Origin of the sequence: Paraburkholderia sp. J10-1 (assembly GCF_905220165.1) — a bacterium.
Classification (GTDB): Bacteria; Pseudomonadota; Gammaproteobacteria; order Burkholderiales; family Burkholderiaceae; genus Paraburkholderia.
The window spans coordinates 291460-307460 of the sequence record NZ_CAJMYW010000002.1 but is presented as its reverse complement, the minus strand read 5'-3'; the positions used below and the strand labels follow the sequence as shown (position 1 = coordinate 307460).

The window sequence follows — 16001 nt, the reverse complement described above, 5'->3', positions numbered from 1 at the left end:
CGTTACCGCTCCACCAGCGCGCCGAGATTGGCGCGCACTCGCTGCAGCATCGCACTGAACTGCTCAGCTTCTTCAGGCGTGAAGCCCGCCAGGGCTTCCGCCTGCACCTCGTCGCCCACGCGGCGTGCGCCCGTGAGCACGCCTTCCGCCTTGGGCGTGAGGCTCACCAGCAATTCGCGGCGGTCGCCCGGGTTGGGCGTGCGCTCGACCCAGCCGCCTTCTTCCATGCGCTCCAGCAGCCGCCCCGCGGATATGGGCGCCACTTCCAGCAGCTCGGCAAGACGTGCCTGGTTCATGTCGCCGTAGTGCGCCAGGTACGCGATCATGCGGCACTGCGCGCGCGTGAGTTCGAGCGATGACTTCGCAAGCTCGTCGTAACGTTTGCCGTAGAGCCGGCCCACGTCGACGACCAGGAAGCCAAAGCGCCTTTCGAGGTCGGTAGTCATCGCGCGATTATACGGGCGTGTGGCTTGCGCCTTCGCGCGAGCGTCCTCCGGCTGTCGATACCGATTGCGTCCACAGGTGCGAGTCGTATAATAAGCAGGCTTATTAATTCGACGCGCTCCGCCCCCAATCTAAGACAGCCGCAAGACAACCGCACGATGACCGCAGTCATGCAGGACGGTTCCGCCGCGCAGCATCGGGCGGAGCCGCGCAAGGAAGCCCCGCTCAATCGCGGCATGATCACGCTCTCGATCATGCTAGCCACGCTCATGCAGACGCTGGACAGCACGATCGCCAATGTCGCGCTGCCGCATATGCAGGGCACACTGTCCGCCTCGCAGGACGAGATCACCTGGGTGCTCACGTCGTACATCGTCGCGGCGGCCATTGCCACGCCGCTCACGGGGTGGCTCGCCGATCGCTTCGGCGTAAAGCGCCTGTTAGGCGTGGCGATTGCGGGTTTCACCGTGGCCTCGGCGCTATGCGGGCTGTCCGAAACGCTCGGGGAGATCGTTGCTTCGCGGCTCTTGCAGGGCGTGTTCGGCGCGTCGCTCGTGCCGCTCTCGCAGTCCATTCTTCTCGACATCAACCCGCGTGAGCGCCAGGGCCAGGCGATGGCGGTCTGGGGCATGGGCGTGATGGTCGGCCCGGTGCTCGGGCCCACGCTGGGCGGCTGGCTAACCGATAGCTACAACTGGCGCTGGGTGTTCTTCATCAACGTGCCTGTGGGGCTGTTCGCGTTCTTTGGCGTCTCGACCTTCATGCCCGCGCGTGCGCCGGGCCGCACGCAGCGCTTCGACGTGTTCGGCTTCGCCACGCTCGCGCTCGCCATCGGCGCGCTGCAGGCCTTGCTCGACCGCGGCGAGCAGCTCGACTGGTTCGGTTCGCTGGAAATACGCATCGAAGCACTGGTGGCGGCGATTGCCTTCGCGTTCTTCATCGTGCATACGGCAACGTCAGGGCCCGGCACGTTCTTTCGCTACCAGCTGCTCAAGGACCGCAACTTCGCGACGGGCACGCTCTTCATTTTCGTGATTGGCGCGGTGCTCTACGCCACGCGCGCACTGCTGCCGCCCATGCTGCAGAACCTCATGGGCTATCCGGTCGCCACCACGGGGCTCGTTACCGCGCCAAGCGGCGCGGGCACGATGGTTGCCATGCTGATAGCGGGGCGCATGCTGAAGCGCGTGGACGCGCGCGTCATGCTGCTGTTTGGCTTCGTGGTGTCCGCTTATGCGCTATGGCAGATGATGCAGTACACGCTCGTGCTGTCGCCCTCGGATATCGTGTGGCCCGGCGTGGTGCAGGGGTTTGGCCTCGGCTTCGTATTCGTGCCGCTTTCCGCGCTGACTTTCTCGACGCTTACGCCGCAACTGCGCGCGGACGGCACGGCCACGTATAGCCTCATGCGCAATATCGGCAGCAGTATCGGCATTTCGATCGTGCAGACCTTTGTCACGCGTAGCACCCAGATCGCGCATTCGGACCTCGCCGCGAACATCACGCCGTTCAATCCGGCGGTTCAACAGATGCTCGAAAGCGGTTCGCGGTACGATCTCGCCGTGCTCAACCAGTCGATCACGCAGCAGGCCCAGATGATCGCGTACCTCAACGACTTCAAGATGATGTTCGTGGCCACGCTGCTCGTCATTCCACTGCTCTTTCTGATCCGCACCGGCCCGAGCGCCGCCACCGTCGATACGAGTCACGCGGCGATGGACTAGTGCAACCGTTTGTCTTTCGTTTCACCCTGGCGCGCGGCACGTCCGCGCGCTTTGCATTCACGAATCCCGATGCTTTCTGCCGTTTCCATTCTCCTGCCCGTTTTCGGCCTCATATTCGCGGGCTTCGCCTGCCGTCGCACGAATGTACTCGGCCCCGCCGCGGCATCCGAGTTGAACCGCTTCGTCGTGTGGCTCGCGCTGCCCGCGCTGCTCTTCGATATCCTTGCGCACGCAACGTGGCACGAGCTGTATCAGCCCGCATTCGTTGCGGCGTTCGGTCTTGCCGGGCTCGCGGTGTTCGCGGCCGTCGTGGGCGTGCGCGTGTTCCTCGGCCGACCGCTCGCGGATGCGAGCATCGATGGGCTCGCCGCCGCGTATCCGAATACCGGCTACGTGGGCTTCCCGCTGTGCATGATCGCATTCGGGCGGTCGAGCCTCACGCCCACGACCATCGCGACGATCCTCGTGGTCTGCGTGTTGTTCGCCATCGCGATCGTGCTGATCGAAACGGGCCTGCAAAGCGAGCGGCGTCCGCACCGGCTCGCCATCAAGGTCGTGCGCTCGCTGCTGCGCAATCCGCTGCTGGTCGCGCCGGCGCTGGGGGCGGTGGTTTCCGCCGCGCACGTCACGCTGCCTGCGAGCGCGGAAACGTTCCTCAAGCTGCTGGGCGGCGCGGCGAGTCCGTGCGCGCTCGTGAGCCTCGGGCTCTTTCTGGCGGAGCGCCGTGCGAGTGGCGACGCGCCGCGCGAGTCGTCGTGGTGGCTCACGCTCTCCAAGCTGGTCGCGCAGCCGCTTATCACCTGGTGGCTGGCAGAGCGCGTATTCGGGCTGTCCGACCAGCTCGTGGAAATCGCGGTGCTGCTAGCGGCGCTGCCCACGGGTACCGGCCCGTTCATGCTCGCCGAGTACTACCGCCGCGAGGCGCACGTGACTTCGCGCACCATTTTGCATTCCACGCTGGGCTCGCTCGTTACGCTCACGCTGATCCTGCTGCATCTGCACCACGGCTGAAAGCCGCCGCGGCACGATGCTTGCTGGCATGTAAGCCACAACCATCGATCAGGAGAATCGACGATGAACTGGCTACGTCGCTTAAGCGCCGCGCGCGCGTCACTCGTCATTACCGTCGTGTTCACTGCGGCTGGCATGGGAGCCTGTACGCTGGGCGGCGCCGCCGCGGGCGGTTATGTCGGCAACCGGGCCACCAACGGCAGCGCGGTCGGTACCGTAGGCGGCGCCGTGGCCGGCGGCGTGATCGGACATGAACTGAGCAAGTAGGCGAAGTCTCGCGCATCTCGAGATGTTGCGCCCCCACGCGCGTGCGAGGGGGCGCCGCGCGTCTGTCTGCAGCGAGACAGGTGATTCAATTAATCGATCGAAATTCCACGCAATTCAACTTGCGAAAAATGCAAACGGGAGTTTTTCGCCTAGCCGATGAAATAAGAACTTGAGTTCTCTGAATGAAGATGAATTGAAATTTGCAGTCGTTCTGAATTAACCCAATCCTGTTGTGAAATGGCCGTGCTTGGCCAATATCAAGCACAACAAATTGCTGGGCCCCGCCGATCTGGCTGGTGACCGGAGGGCCTGCACCGGGCATGACACGGGCGTGGGACGCGCCTGCGGTGCGCAGCGCCATGAAGCCTTCTGTCGAAGAACGGGTGTGCTTCTTTGACGATCCTTAATCGTCATCAAACCGCATTTTTCTTTGCGAATTTAAAATATTTTGCTGATTAATGTTTTCGCGCGCACTGACAGATTTCTGTTTAATCAGGTGACTATTTGCCAAATAGATTTGGCTAGCCTATGTGCGTCCCGTTTCAACACGTCACTTCGACGCCAGCTCACAAAGGATACTCGTGCAAGACGTAAGATCCAAGGCTTTCGCAATGCCGATCACCAACCCGGCGTATCCGATAGGCCCTTACAAGTTTGTGGACCGGGAGTTCCTGATCATCACCTATCGCACCGACCTCGAAAGTCTGCGCAAGGTCGTGCCCGAGCCGCTCGAGGTCACCAACCCGATCGTTAGCTACGAATTCATCCGCATGCCCGACTCGACCGGTTTTGGCAACTACACGGAAAGTGGCCAGGTTATCCCCGTCACGTATCAGGGCCAGCCGGGCACCTATACGCATGCGATGTACCTCGACGACCATCCGCCCATTGCCGGTGGCCGGGAGCTTTGGGGTTTTCCGAAGAAGCTCGCTTCGCCCACGCTTGCGGTTCACTCCGACACGCTGGTCGGCACGCTCGACTACGGTCCCGTTCGTGTCGCCACTGGCACGATGGGCTACAAGCACCGCGAACTCGACCTGGCCGACCAGGCAAAGCGCCTTGGCGCGCCCAACTATCTGCTCAAGATCGTGCCGCACGTGGACGGCTCGCCGCGCGTATGCGAACTCGTGCGCTACTACTTGAAGGACATCAAGCTCAAAGGCGCATGGACAGGGCCTGCCGCGCTCCATCTCACGCCACACGCGCTTGCGCCCGTCGCGGAATTGCCCGTACTCGAAATCATCGAAGCCCGTCATCTGGTCGCGGACTTGACCCTGGGCCTCGGTGAAGTCGTGTACGACTATCTCGCGAAGTAATTCACAGTCCGATTACTTCACCGCGCCAAGTGCGAGCCCCTTCACCATGTAGCGCTGCAGCCAGGCGAACACGACCGAAACCGGCAGCGTGGCCGCGAGCGTCGCCGCCATGACGAGCTGCCATTCCACGGTGTACTTGCCGGCCACCATGTCGGTGACCTGCACCGTGAGTGTCTTGTTCTCGGGCGAGCGGATCAGCGTGTAGACCACGGCGAATTCGTTCCACGCGCTGATGAATGTGAAGATCGCCGTGACCACCACGGCCGGCACCGCGAGCGGCAGGAACACGCGGAACACGGCGCCGGTACGGCTGCAGCCTTCGAGCCATGCCGATTCCTCCAGATCGCGCGGTACGGTCTGGAAGTACGACGAGAGCATCCACACGGCAAACGCAATGTTGAAGGCGGCGTACGAGACGATCACGCCGATCTTCGAGTCGACGAGATTGCCGTCGCCATACGGAATCATCGCGGCGAGCCGGAACAGGCCGACCACGAGCAGGATGGGCGAGAGCATCTGCGTGACGAGCAGGAACTGGCGATAAAGGCCGCGCCCGCGGAACGGGAAGCGCGCGAGCGCGTAGGCGGCCGGCAGACTCACGGCGAGCGCGAGCGCCGTGGAAAGGCAACTCACCACAATGCTGTTGCGCAGCGCGACACCGAAGTTCGCGGCCTGCCACATGTCGACGTAGTTTTGCCAGCGCCACTGCATGGGCAGCCAGCGCGCCGGATAGACGAACACTTCCGAAGCCGGCTTGAACGAGGTGAAGAACATCACCGCGAACGGGAACAGTACGGCCACGACGAGCGGCGAGAGCGCGAGCCAGCACCAGATCGAACGTTTGAGCTTGCGGTTCATGCGAGGTCTCCTTCGGCGCCGCCGCGTTTGGCCTGCAGGCGCAGGTAGACCACCGAGAACGCGAACAGGATTACGAGCATGATGAGCGAGACGGCAGCGGCTTCGCCTGGTCGTCCTAACCGGAAGCCGAGTTCGTAAAGGTACGTGACGAGAATGTGCGTGCTGTCGTCGGGGCCGCCTTGCGTCATGACCCAGATGATCGGGAACGAGTTGAACACGTAGATCACGTTCAGCAGGATCGCCATGTTGATGAACGGCTTGAGCAGCGGCAGCGTGAGCTGGCGGAACTGCTGCCAGGCACTCGCGCCGTCGATGCGCGCGGCTTCGTAAATATCGCCCGGCACCGAGGAAAGGCCGCCCAGCAGGATCGTGGTCGTGAACGGTATCGACACGAGTATGCCCACGCAGATTTCAACCGGGAACGCATATTCCGGCGTCGCAAGCCAGTGGATCGGCCCGGAAACAAGCCCGAGCCGCTGCAGCGTGACGTTGACCATGCCGTAGTCGTCGTTGAACGCCCAGCGCCAGACCACGGCCGTCATCGTGAGCGAGACGGACCACGGCAGCATGACGATCGTGCGCGCAATGCCGCGGCCGTAGAAGTCCTGGTTGAGCACGAGCGCGACGGGCACGGAAATTCCCACGGTGCCCACCACGACGAAGAATGTCCAGATCAGCGTGTTCCTGAGGGCGCTCATGAACACCGGATCGCCGAACACGTTATAGAAGTTCTGCAGGCCGCTGAAGCCGCGGATCTGTCCGAAGCGCGATACATCGTGCAGCGACTGATACACGATGTTGAAGATCGGATAGCTGATGATGAAGAGCGCGAGCACGAGACTCGGCACGATCAGGAGCCAGGGCGCGCGGGGCGCGGAAACGGCGCGGGGTAGTCGGCTCATGCGATGTCGTGCGCGTGATCGGTCGGGGGCATCGCCGGCCGCTGCGGTGGCGGGCGAGGGCTTCAGGGGACCCGTAGTCATGTCGAATCGTCAGTGCTTCGAAACGTCGGTTCTCAGGCGTTCCGGCGCGCGCCGGGACTTCGGGCGCGCGCCGGTTTTGCCGTTAAGGCTTGCTTGCAGACTGGTTTGCCAGACTTACTTGCCGAGCGACTTGTTCGCTTCGGTGGCCGCCTGGTTCAGCGCGTCGGCAGGCTTGGCCTTGCCGAGGTACACCGACTGCATGGCGTTGGTCACGGCCTTCGCGGTGTCTTCCCAGCCGGTCACGGTCGGCGCGAACTTCGCATGCGGCAGCAGTGCGATAAAGGCCTTCGTGTCGGGATCCTGGAACACCGGGTCGGTCGCTTCAGCCTTGGTGGTCGGCAGGAAGCCTTCCGTGCTCGTGAACTGCACGCGCGGTTCCTTCGTGAACAGGAAGTCCAGGAACTTCCAGGCGCTCTGCTTCACCTTGGAGTTCTTGAACATCATGATCGAGTCGGTCACCGCATAGGTGGCCGGCGTCGTTGCAACCGGGATCGGGTCGATGCCGTACTTGATGTTCGGGGCTTCCTTCTTCAGCTGCTTGGCGAGGAACGGCGCCGAGATCATCATCGCAACGCGGCCCTGCTTGAAGAGGTTCTGCACGTCTTCACGGCTGTAGCCCGTCACGCCCGGCTGCGTAAGACCTTCGTCGATCATGGTCTTGTAGAGCGTCGCGGCCTTCACGCCAGCGGGCGAGTTGAACGCCGCCTTGCCGTCCTTGCCCACCACTTCGCCGCCGTGGGTCCACAGTGCGTAGTAGTAGTACACGTCGGTTTCGATTTCCTTGCCCTGCAGACCGAAGCCCGCAATACCCTTCGCCTTGAGCTTCTTCGAGGCGTCGACCACGTCGTTCCAGGTCTTCGGGCCGTCCGGATAGCCAACCGAAGCCAGCATGTCCTTGTTGTAGTACAGCGCGCGCGCCGAAGCGGCGATCGGCAGGCCGTAGGTCTTGCCGTTGATCTGACCCGGAGCGAGGAACGGACCGATGAAGCGGCCCTTGAAGTTCGCGTCCATGTACGGGTCGAGCGGTTCGGCGATGTCGTCCTTCACGAAGTCGAGCAGCCAGCGCGTGCCGATGATCGCAAGGTCGGCGTTGGCGCCGCCGGAGATGTCCGTTTGCAGCTTCTGTTGCAGCGAGTCCCAGTTCACGTCTTCGATCTTGATCGTGATGCCGGGGTTGGCAGCCTCGAACTGCTTGGCCATTTTCTCGAAGTAGGGGGCGGTGGCGTCGCTGTAGTGGGCGACGGTCACGCGGACCGTGTCGGCGTGCGCCGCGGCGGTGATGCCGGCGAACGCTAGCGCGACGGCGAGCTTGCCGAGCATGGTGGTTGCACGTGCCTGAAACGACATTCTCTCTCTCCTTGTCGATGGGAGTTGGCGCTTTAGCGCTTGGTCCCATCCCATGCGGGGTTGTTGTTGCTGGTGGTTTTTCCTGCTTATGCCGCCGCCTTGACCCGGCTGCTGGGTTGCGTTGTTTGAAAAAATCCTACAGGATGAAAAAAGCGTTGTCACCTGGTAATCTCGATATTGTTTCGGGTGCCGGAATTTGCATAACATGCTGTAAAACAGGGGAAATTCATGCGCCGCAGCAGCGCGGTGTGGTTGGTATAAACCCGCATACGGGCAACCGCACGTCATTCGTATGTAGGAAATTTTCAGGCTTGCTGGCAGGACTGGCGGGCCTCATGGAGAGTCGACATGAGCCGGGTGGTGCTGGTGACGGGGGCGAGCGGCGGCATAGGCCGCGCGCTGTGCAAACGGTTTCTGGAAGCGGGTGACACGGTGCTCGCGCTCGAACGCGACGCTGCGCTCGTGCAACAACTCGCGGCGGAATTCGGCGCACCGGGCGCGGCGCGCCTCGAGCCGCTCGTGGCCGACGTGAGCGATCAGGCCGCCGTGGCCCAGGCCGTGGCGCGCGGCGTGGCGGCGCGCGGCCCGGTGGACGTGGCGGTGGCGAACGCGGGCGGCGCGCTCGGCACGACGCTCGCGCATACCGACGCCGAGAGCTGGCGGCGCGACATCGACCTGAACCTGAACGGGACCTACTACACGGTCGAAGCCGTGCGCGCCTCGATGATCGAACGCCGGCGCGGCGCGCTCGTGCTGATCGGCTCGGTCAACGGGCTTTCGGCGCTCGGCCACCCCGCGTACAGCGCGGCGAAGGCGGGCCTCGTGAGCTACACGAAGGCGCTCGCGATGGAGCTGGGGCCGCACGGCATACGTGCGAACATCGTCTGCCCGGGCACGGTGAAAACGCCTGCATGGCGCGCGCGCGTCGAGCAGCATCCGAAGATCTTCGAAGAACTAAGCAAGTGGTATCCGCTCGGCGACGTGGCCACGCCCGAGGATATCGCCGACGCCGTGCAGTTTCTCGCTTCGCCGCAAGCGCGCGTCATTACGGGCGTGGCGCTGCCCGTGGACGCGGGCCTCATGGCCGGTAACCGGCTCATGGCGAACGAACTGACGCTCGACCCGTTCTGAGGCGCGCACGCGACGCTTCGACCTGGTAAGACCTGAAAAGACTTCACGCAAACGAGGAAAGCATGGCAGCGGTACAACTGAACGGCATCTACAAGCGCTATGGCGACACCCAGGTCGTGCACGGCGTCGATCTCGACATCGAAGACGGTGAATTCGTCGTGCTCGTCGGCCCCTCGGGTTGCGGCAAGACCACGGTGATGCGCATGATCGCCGGTCTCGAAGACATCTCCGGCGGCGACCTGACCATCGGCGGCACGCGCGCGAATGCGCTGCCGCCGCAGCAGCGCAACATCTCGATGGTGTTCCAGAGCTACGCGCTCTACCCGCATCTCTCGGTGTACGACAACATCGCGTTCGGTCCGCGCATTCGCAAGGAGCGCGAGGACGGGTTCAAGCCGCGCATCGAAGCCGCCGCGAAAATGCTCAACCTGTCGAGCTACCTGGAGCGCTTGCCGCGCGCGCTTTCGGGCGGTCAGCGCCAGCGCGTCGCCATGGGCCGCGCCGTGGTGCGCGAGCCTGCGCTCTTTCTCTTCGACGAGCCGCTGTCGAACCTCGACGCCAAGCTGCGCGTGCAGATGCGCACTGAGATCAAGGCGCTGCACCAGCGCCTGCGCAACACGGTGGTGTACGTGACGCACGACCAGATCGAGGCGATGACGATGGCCGACCGGATCGTCGTGATGAACGCGGGGCGTATCGAACAGATTGGCCGGCCGCTCGACCTTTACGACAGGCCGGGCAACCTGTTCGTGGCGAGCTTCCTCGGCTCGCCCTCGATGAACTTCGCGCAAGGCACGGTGATGAGCGACGCGCGCGGCACCGCGCTCGTGCTCGAAGACGGCGTGCGCATCCCGCTGCCGGAAGGCAAGGCGCAAGCGGGCGCGCGCGTGACGCTCGGCGTGCGGCCCGAGCACATCGAGGCGGGCGGCGACGTGCCGTTCACGGTCGACGTGATCGAGCCGACTGGCGCGGAGACCCATATGTACGGGAAAATAGGCGACACCACATGGTGCGTCACGACTCGCGCGCGCCCGGACGTCAATCCGGGCCAGCGCATGACGCTAGGTTTGCCTTTGGCGCACCTGCATCTGTTCGATACTGAAAGCGGCAAGCGGCTCGATTGAAGCGGAAGCACGCATCGAAATACGGATAGCGGGCCAAGGGTCTGCTCACATGAATAACAGGCTTGCGAACGTGCCTGGCCGCCAGAAGGGCCGATCGCTGCGTCATGCTCCTCACGAATACGTTGAGTATTCGCTTCGTCGCAGTCCTTGCGCTCGGCCCTTCTGGCGGCCAGCGCAAGCCTGTTATTCATGTGAGCAGACCCTCGTACCTTTGACGGGAAAAACAGCTTGCCGGTCTCCAACCTGATCCATCACATCCGCAACGTCGCGGAGTCGCTGCGTCCCGCCGAGCGCAAGGTCGCGGAGATGGTGCTTGCCGACATCGACTTCGCCATGCGCGCGAGCATCACCGAGCTCGCGTTGCGCGCGGACGTGTCCGAGCCATCCGTCACGCGCTTTTGCCGCGCGGTGGGTGCGCACGGCCTGCGCGACTTCAAGATGCGGCTCGCGCAGAGCGCGGCGGGCAACGTGCCCTTCGCACTCGCCACGGAGATGACGGGCGGCGAAGCGGGCGGCGCGCAGTGGGCCGGCGAGGTCGGCACCTTGCTCGACAAGGTGACGGAATCGGTCGTCCAGGGCGTGACGCATGCGCGCGCTTCGCTCGATACGGCCGTGTTCGAGGCTGCGGTGGCGGCGCTCGCGAGCGCGCGGCGCGTGTACTTTTTCGGCGTGGGCGCGGGTTCGGGCCTCGTTGCGCAAGACGCGGCGCTGCGCCTGCTGCGGCTCGACATCGCCGCGAGTGCGTTCACGGACGCGCATTTGCAGCGCCTTTACGCGGCGCTGCTCGAACCGGGCGACGTGGCGTTCGCGATCTCGCAATCGGGGCGCAGCGTGGAGGTGAACGAGAGCATCCAGATCGCGAAGGAGCGTGGGGCGACCACTATCGCACTGACGAGCGCGGGCTCGCGCCTCGCGTGGGTGGTGGACATTCCGCTGCTGCTGCGCGTGCCCGCGGCGGCGGATGCGCATGCGCCCGCCGTGGTGCGCATCGCGCATCTCGCGGTGCTCGATGCGCTGGCGCTGGGCGTGTCGCTCGGGCTCGGGCCCAAGACGCTCGAGAAGATGCGCGACGCGCAGGCGCGCAGCGAAGGCGAAAGCCCCGGCACAGAGGACCTTGGATCGCCGCCGGGCGCAGCCTGAGCTTCGCCGCCAACTGTCTGGCTCGTCAGTTGGACTTCATCAGCTTGATCACCAGCGTGCGATTGTCGCGCAGAACGCTCACCTGGCCGGTAGCCGGGTTGGACAGCAGCTCGATCGTGGGGCCAAGGTCCAGCTTCGCAACGGATGTCTGGCCCACCTGAGTGATCAGGTCGCCGACCTTGGCGCCGCTGCGGGCCAGCCTGCCGTCGGGCGCGAGCGAGGCGATTTCATAGCGCTCGCCCGCGCGCAGCAGGACGGAACTTGGCGGCGTAATCGCGCTGTCGCGCGGCGCGGCGGGAAGATCGAAGCAGAACCGGTTGCGGCGGAAATCCAGTTCGAAGCGGTCCATTTTTTCCAGCGTGCCAAGCCCAATGCGCGGATCTTGCGAAGCGTCGCTCACCACGAGCTTCGGCAACGTCTTCTGGCCGATGGTGAGGCCGGCAAGCAGACCCTGCCGGTTATGACTAACGCGATTCGTCACGTCAATGCCGGACACCGTGCCGACATTGGGGAACCGCTTCGCTTGCACGAGGACGTCGAACATGTCGGCCGGTATCGCCACGTCGGCGTCGTAGCCGGTGTCCAGGATGAAAAATCTGGACTCGCCGTCGAGCGAGAGGCTGATGATCGGCGTGCGCTGTTGCGGATCCAGCGCCATGAACGTGCATTGCTGCCACTCGTGGGCAGGGGCTTCATTGCTGTAGGCCGTGAGATGGCCATCGACGTAATCCGCGCGCCACGTCAGGTTGCGCATGGTTTCGCTTCCGATAATGCCCTTGACGGGCGCATCGTCCACCGACGCTACGCGGCCCAGATCTCCCAGGAGGGCCGGCGCGCCCGCGGGCATGGACCAGTTCTGGATGCGCAGCGCGGGGGAAATGCCCAACTTGAATTGCCTGGGATCACTGAGCGTTCCGGCTGACAGGGTTCCGTCGCCGGTCGGGCTGTTCAGCGCCCCTTGCTTGAGGAGCGCGGCTTCGGTTTCCTTGGTGATCGGCGTTGCGGCCAGCGGTCCTTGCTCCGGCAACGCGTTCAGCGTTGCACCGGTATCGAGCAGCAGCGGCAAAGACCGATTGTCCGCGCCTTGCGCCTCCACGACCCACTGTCCGTTACGCTGGAGCGGGATGGAAAGCAGCGGCGTGCTGGCGGCGGTTGCAGCCGGTGCGGTTTGGGCATCCTGCTTGCTGTGACAGCCGAGGAGCAGCGTGCAGAGCACGAGACCGGCGCTCGCGCGTTTCAGGTTGGGGAGATTGGCATACTTGAGCATGGACGCGGTGCCTGACGGTCGTTTGAAAGGCGATCACGATAGTCGGTGGCGCGCGTCTTGAATTCGGTGTCTTAAGTTTTGTTGTGCACTGTCAAATCCGCAGATTCAGACGCCTTGTTCGCCCTTTTCGCGCGGTTTGAGCCGTACCGGCATCGTGTCGGGCACCATCGTGAATGCCTGCACCTCCTGAATCTTCGCGGGATCGATCGCCAGTTCGATCGTGAACGACTTCATCAGCATCGAGAGCGCAAGGCGCATTTCCACGGTCGCGAGATGGCGGCCCGGGCACACGCGCGGCCCCGCGCCGAATTGCAGATACGCGCGCACGTCGTGGGCTTTTCCATCATCGGATTCGCGTTCTGAGCGCTTCATCCAGCGCCATGGATCGTAGCGCTGCGGATCGGCGAAGTTTTTCGCATCGAGCATGGCGGGGCGCGCGACGAAGAACATGCGCGTGCCCTTGGGCAGCGCCACGTTGTCCACCACCACATCCTCCAGCGGCTCGAACGAATGCACGGACGCCACCGGGCGCAAACGCGTCGCCTCGATACAGATCGCCTCGAAAATATCGAGGTCTTTCAACGTCGCGTAGTCGGGGCAGACCGGCGAATGACCGAGCACGCGCGAAGCTTCGTCGCCGAGATGCTGCTGTAGCGCTGCATCGGCGGCGACGTAGGGCAGCGTCCATGCGATGGAATCGGCCGTCGTGTCTTCGCCCGCGATCAGGAGCGTGAGCACGTTGGCGCGGATCTGCGCGTCGCTGATCGACGCGGCGCCGCCCGGCGCCTGCTGCTGCGCGAGCATCGCTTCTAGCAGATTGCGTGGCGTTTCGGAGGGCTCGTCGCGCATGCGCTCGCGAGCGCGCGCCATCATCGCGTTGACGTAGCGGTGCACTTCCTCTAGCGACCGCTCGAGCTTGCGGTCGGATGGCAGCTTGACGTATCGCCAGTATGGAAAGAGCGCGTTGGTGCGCCTCATCACGCCCGGCAGGATGCGCTCCAGATGCTCCTGGATCACGCCGTGGTCGCGCTCCAGCGTGCGCGGGTCCTCGCCGAACGCGAGCGCGCTCGTCACGTCCACTGTGTAGCGTTTGAGGTCGTCGGTCATCTCGACGGTCTCGCCGCGTTCGGCCGCACGTTGCCAGCGGGTGTGAAGCCGCTGCGTGATCTCGGCGAGCGTCGGGTAGAACGCCTTGATGTTGGGGATCGAGAGCGCTTGCATCACGAGCTTGCGCTGCGGTTCCCACGCTACGCCTTCCGCCGAGAAAAGCCCGTTGAAGCCCATCTCCTCGAACACGGCTTCGATCGGCTGGTAGCGCCGGAAGCGGTGCGGCCGCTCGCGCATGATCTGCTGGATCAGCTCGGTGTCGGTCCAGATCGTGATGGGGATGCCGCCCACCTGGAAGCGGTAGGGCGCACCGAGTTCGGCGGCCCATTGTTCGAGGATCAAATGCAGACGCGGCGGCGAAAGCTGCAGCAGATTGCCGAGCAGCGGCAGGCCGCGCGGGCAGGGCAGGTCGGCGATCTGGCGCAACGTTTGTCCGGTCGATGCCGTGCTCATGGGGCGGTTCTCATTAGTTGAGCTTGATGTTTCGGGATTGCGCGTGAAAGGCGCTTACAGCGGCGCGGCCGCCGCGCCTTCCATGTAGCCGAAGCGGCGCGAGAGGCGCTGCGCGGCGGCGATCAGCAGTTGCGCTGCCGTGCCTTCGCGCGCGATGTCGAGGCTGCCCGAAGGGCCCATGACCGCGAGCACGAGGCACACGCTGCCCGTGTGGTCGAACACGGGCGCGGTCACGGTGCTGATGCCGGGAATGGGCTTGTCGAGCGCCGTGTCGACCCCTTCTGCGCGAATGGCGGCCAGGCGCGCGAGGTACGCGGGCGTGGTGCCTTCGCGTGGCTTCGCGCCCGCGAGCCGCAGTTCGTCCTGGGCGAGGAGGGCTGCGCGCACGTCGTCGTCGACCCATGCAGAGAACACGCGTCCGATCGACGTGTTCACGAGCGACATCACCGTGCCGGGGCGCAGGCTCACGTGCAGCGGCAGCGCCGATTCTTCGAGACGCACGACGGTTGGGCCGAGCGGCCCCGGCACCGCGAGCGCGACGCTCATCGCGGTGGCGGCGGCGAGGCCGACCAGTTCGGCGTCGGCCTCGCGCACCGGCGAAAGGCGCGCGAGGCCGATCAGGCCGAGTTCGAGGCTGAGCGGCCCCGCTTCATAGCGGCCCGCCGCGTCGCGTGCCAGCAGCCCGATCTTCTGGAGGCTCACGAGGTGCGGGAAGGCCTTGGCGGGCGCCATGCCGGCGGCAGCGGCCAGGTCGCGCAGCGGCAAAGGTGTGCCGGCCGCAACGAGCGCGGCGAGCAGTTCACCCGTGATATCGAGCGACTGGATGCCGCGCTGCGGTTTGTCGGCTTCGGGCGTGACGTTGGCCGCGACGTCGGTGCTCGTGTCGTCGCGTGGGGGCTTGGAGCTTACTCGGGGCATGTCGGTGTCGATGGAAAGGCGGCGGCTGCGATTTCGGCAGCGGCGTCGCGCAGCGCACGCACGACCGCGCCTTCCGCGCGCACGTCGAGCGTGCCGCTCGCGCCAATTGCCGTGAGCAGGAGGCTCGGTTCGCGCTGCGGCCCGAGTATGGCCACGCACACGCTGCTCACGCCGGGGCTGGGTGCGTCGATGGCGAGTTCGTAGCCACGCGCGCGGATGGCGTCGAGCGAGGCGAGGAAGCCGGCGTCGGGCGTGCCTTCCGGCGGCGCGCTGGCGGCACTCGCCGCGTGGCTGGTGCCGCGCCACACTGGCTGGGCGGTTTGCGCGGCCCATACGGCTTCGAGCGCCTCGGTCCCGAGGTACGCACAGAACGCGCGGCCGGTGGCCGTGGCCCGCAGCGACATTACCGTGCCGACGTGCAGGTTCACGTGCAGCGGGAGGCTCGCGTGCTCGTAGCGCACGATGGTTGGCCCCTGCGGCCCGGCAATACAGAGCGCGACGCTGCAGTTCAGCGCCTGCGCGAGCGCGGCCGCGCGCGGCACCGCCTCGCGCAGTGCGGGCTGCTGCGCGAGATGCAGGAGGCCCAGGCGCAGCGCGAGCGGGCCGGGCTCATAGCGCCCCGAAAGCGCGTCGCGCTTGATAAGCCCGAGGCGCGTCAAGCTCACGAGATAGGCGTGCGCCTGGCTCGACGGAATGTCGCCGATCGCCGCGAGATCGGTGGCGCCAAGCGGCGCGCGCGCGTCGGCGAGGGCGCGCAGCAGGCGTCCGCCCACCTCGACGCTCTGAATGCCGCGCTGCGTGCGTGCCGCCGCTGCGCTGCCTTCCGGCGCGGACGCGGCGCTGTCGTTGCGACGTCTCATTGGCGCTTTTCTCTGGCTGAAAAAGGGTCCATGTTAACTGAACGGCGGCGT

General features: G+C 65.0%; 15 protein-coding genes. 7 read left to right on the top strand and 8 right to left on the bottom strand.

Annotation, left to right across the window (positions count from 1 at the left end; genetic code table 11):
- Window positions 1–2 precede the first annotated feature (2 nt).
- Complete coding sequence (locus U5A65_RS08265; RefSeq protein ID WP_321945987.1) at window positions 3–446, bottom strand: MarR family transcriptional regulator; 444 nt, start codon at window positions 444–446, stop codon at window positions 3–5.
- A gap of 234 nt (window positions 447–680) precedes the next feature.
- On the opposite strand from U5A65_RS08265, the gene U5A65_RS08260 reads away from it, so the two are divergent.
- From U5A65_RS08260 to U5A65_RS08245, 4 genes are all read left to right on the top strand, one after another.
- Window positions 681–2168: a DHA2 family efflux MFS transporter permease subunit gene (locus U5A65_RS08260; RefSeq protein WP_321934177.1), complete on the top strand. Its 1488-nt coding sequence runs from the start codon at window positions 681–683 to the stop codon at window positions 2166–2168.
- Window positions 2169–2237: 69 nt separating this feature from the next.
- Window positions 2238–3179: an AEC family transporter gene (locus tag U5A65_RS08255; protein WP_321911634.1), complete on the top strand. Its 942-nt coding sequence runs from the start codon at window positions 2238–2240 to the stop codon at window positions 3177–3179.
- A gap of 63 nt (window positions 3180–3242) precedes the next feature.
- The gene (locus tag U5A65_RS08250; RefSeq protein ID WP_321911632.1) at window positions 3243–3446 is read left to right on the top strand and encodes a glycine zipper 2TM domain-containing protein; all 204 of its coding nucleotides are present in this window, start codon (window positions 3243–3245) and stop codon (window positions 3444–3446) included.
- 575 nt (window positions 3447–4021) lie between these two features.
- Window positions 4022–4762, top strand: a complete 741-nt coding sequence (locus U5A65_RS08245) for an acetoacetate decarboxylase (protein WP_321946434.1) — start codon at window positions 4022–4024, stop codon at window positions 4760–4762.
- 12 nt (window positions 4763–4774) lie between these two features.
- Here the strand turns inward: U5A65_RS08245 and U5A65_RS08240 are convergent, their stop codons facing one another.
- The 3 genes from U5A65_RS08240 to U5A65_RS08230 form a co-directional block, all read right to left on the bottom strand.
- A complete protein-coding gene (locus U5A65_RS08240) occupies window positions 4775–5620 on the bottom strand; it encodes a carbohydrate ABC transporter permease (protein ID WP_091995905.1) in 846 nt (281 codons plus the stop codon).
- Window positions 5617–6522, bottom strand: coding sequence for a sugar ABC transporter permease (locus tag U5A65_RS08235; RefSeq protein WP_321934046.1), 906 nt, complete (start codon window positions 6520–6522; stop codon window positions 5617–5619). The genes U5A65_RS08240 and U5A65_RS08235 overlap by 4 nt, the downstream gene beginning before the upstream one ends.
- A gap of 195 nt (window positions 6523–6717) precedes the next feature.
- Window positions 6718–7950, bottom strand: coding sequence for a sugar ABC transporter substrate-binding protein (locus U5A65_RS08230; protein WP_321911626.1), 1233 nt, complete (start codon window positions 7948–7950; stop codon window positions 6718–6720).
- A gap of 348 nt (window positions 7951–8298) precedes the next feature.
- Here U5A65_RS08230 and U5A65_RS08225 point away from each other — a divergent pair, with 348 nt between their 5' ends.
- The 3 genes from U5A65_RS08225 to U5A65_RS08215 all read left to right on the top strand — a co-directional run bounded on the left by U5A65_RS08225 (window position 8299) and on the right by U5A65_RS08215 (window position 11345).
- On the top strand, window positions 8299–9081 hold the full coding sequence (locus tag U5A65_RS08225) for an SDR family oxidoreductase (RefSeq protein WP_321945986.1): 783 nt from the start codon (window positions 8299–8301) through the stop codon (window positions 9079–9081).
- Window positions 9082–9143: 62 nt separating this feature from the next.
- Window positions 9144–10205 (top strand): sn-glycerol-3-phosphate ABC transporter ATP-binding protein UgpC, encoded by a 1062-nt coding sequence (locus tag U5A65_RS08220; RefSeq protein WP_321911621.1) that lies wholly within the window; start codon window positions 9144–9146, stop codon window positions 10203–10205.
- A 228-nt stretch (window positions 10206–10433) separates the two neighbouring features.
- Window positions 10434–11345: a MurR/RpiR family transcriptional regulator gene (locus tag U5A65_RS08215; protein ID WP_321934047.1), complete on the top strand. Its 912-nt coding sequence runs from the start codon at window positions 10434–10436 to the stop codon at window positions 11343–11345.
- A gap of 25 nt (window positions 11346–11370) precedes the next feature.
- On the opposite strand, the gene U5A65_RS08210 is transcribed toward U5A65_RS08215, so the two are convergent.
- The 4 genes from U5A65_RS08210 to U5A65_RS08195 all read right to left on the bottom strand — a co-directional run bounded on the left by U5A65_RS08210 (window position 11371) and on the right by U5A65_RS08195 (window position 15950).
- Window positions 11371–12561, bottom strand: coding sequence for a hypothetical protein (locus tag U5A65_RS08210; RefSeq protein ID WP_321911618.1), 1191 nt, complete (start codon window positions 12559–12561; stop codon window positions 11371–11373).
- 156 nt (window positions 12562–12717) lie between these two features.
- Window positions 12718–14172: a cytochrome P450 gene (locus U5A65_RS08205; protein ID WP_321911616.1), complete on the bottom strand. Its 1455-nt coding sequence runs from the start codon at window positions 14170–14172 to the stop codon at window positions 12718–12720.
- 54 nt (window positions 14173–14226) lie between these two features.
- Complete coding sequence (locus U5A65_RS08200; protein ID WP_321911614.1) at window positions 14227–15090, bottom strand: IclR family transcriptional regulator; 864 nt, start codon at window positions 15088–15090, stop codon at window positions 14227–14229.
- A complete protein-coding gene (locus U5A65_RS08195; protein WP_321911612.1) occupies window positions 15078–15950 on the bottom strand; it encodes an IclR family transcriptional regulator in 873 nt (290 codons plus the stop codon). Before U5A65_RS08195 ends, U5A65_RS08200 begins: the two co-directional genes overlap by 13 nt.
- Window positions 15951–16001: the final 51 nt, after the last annotated feature.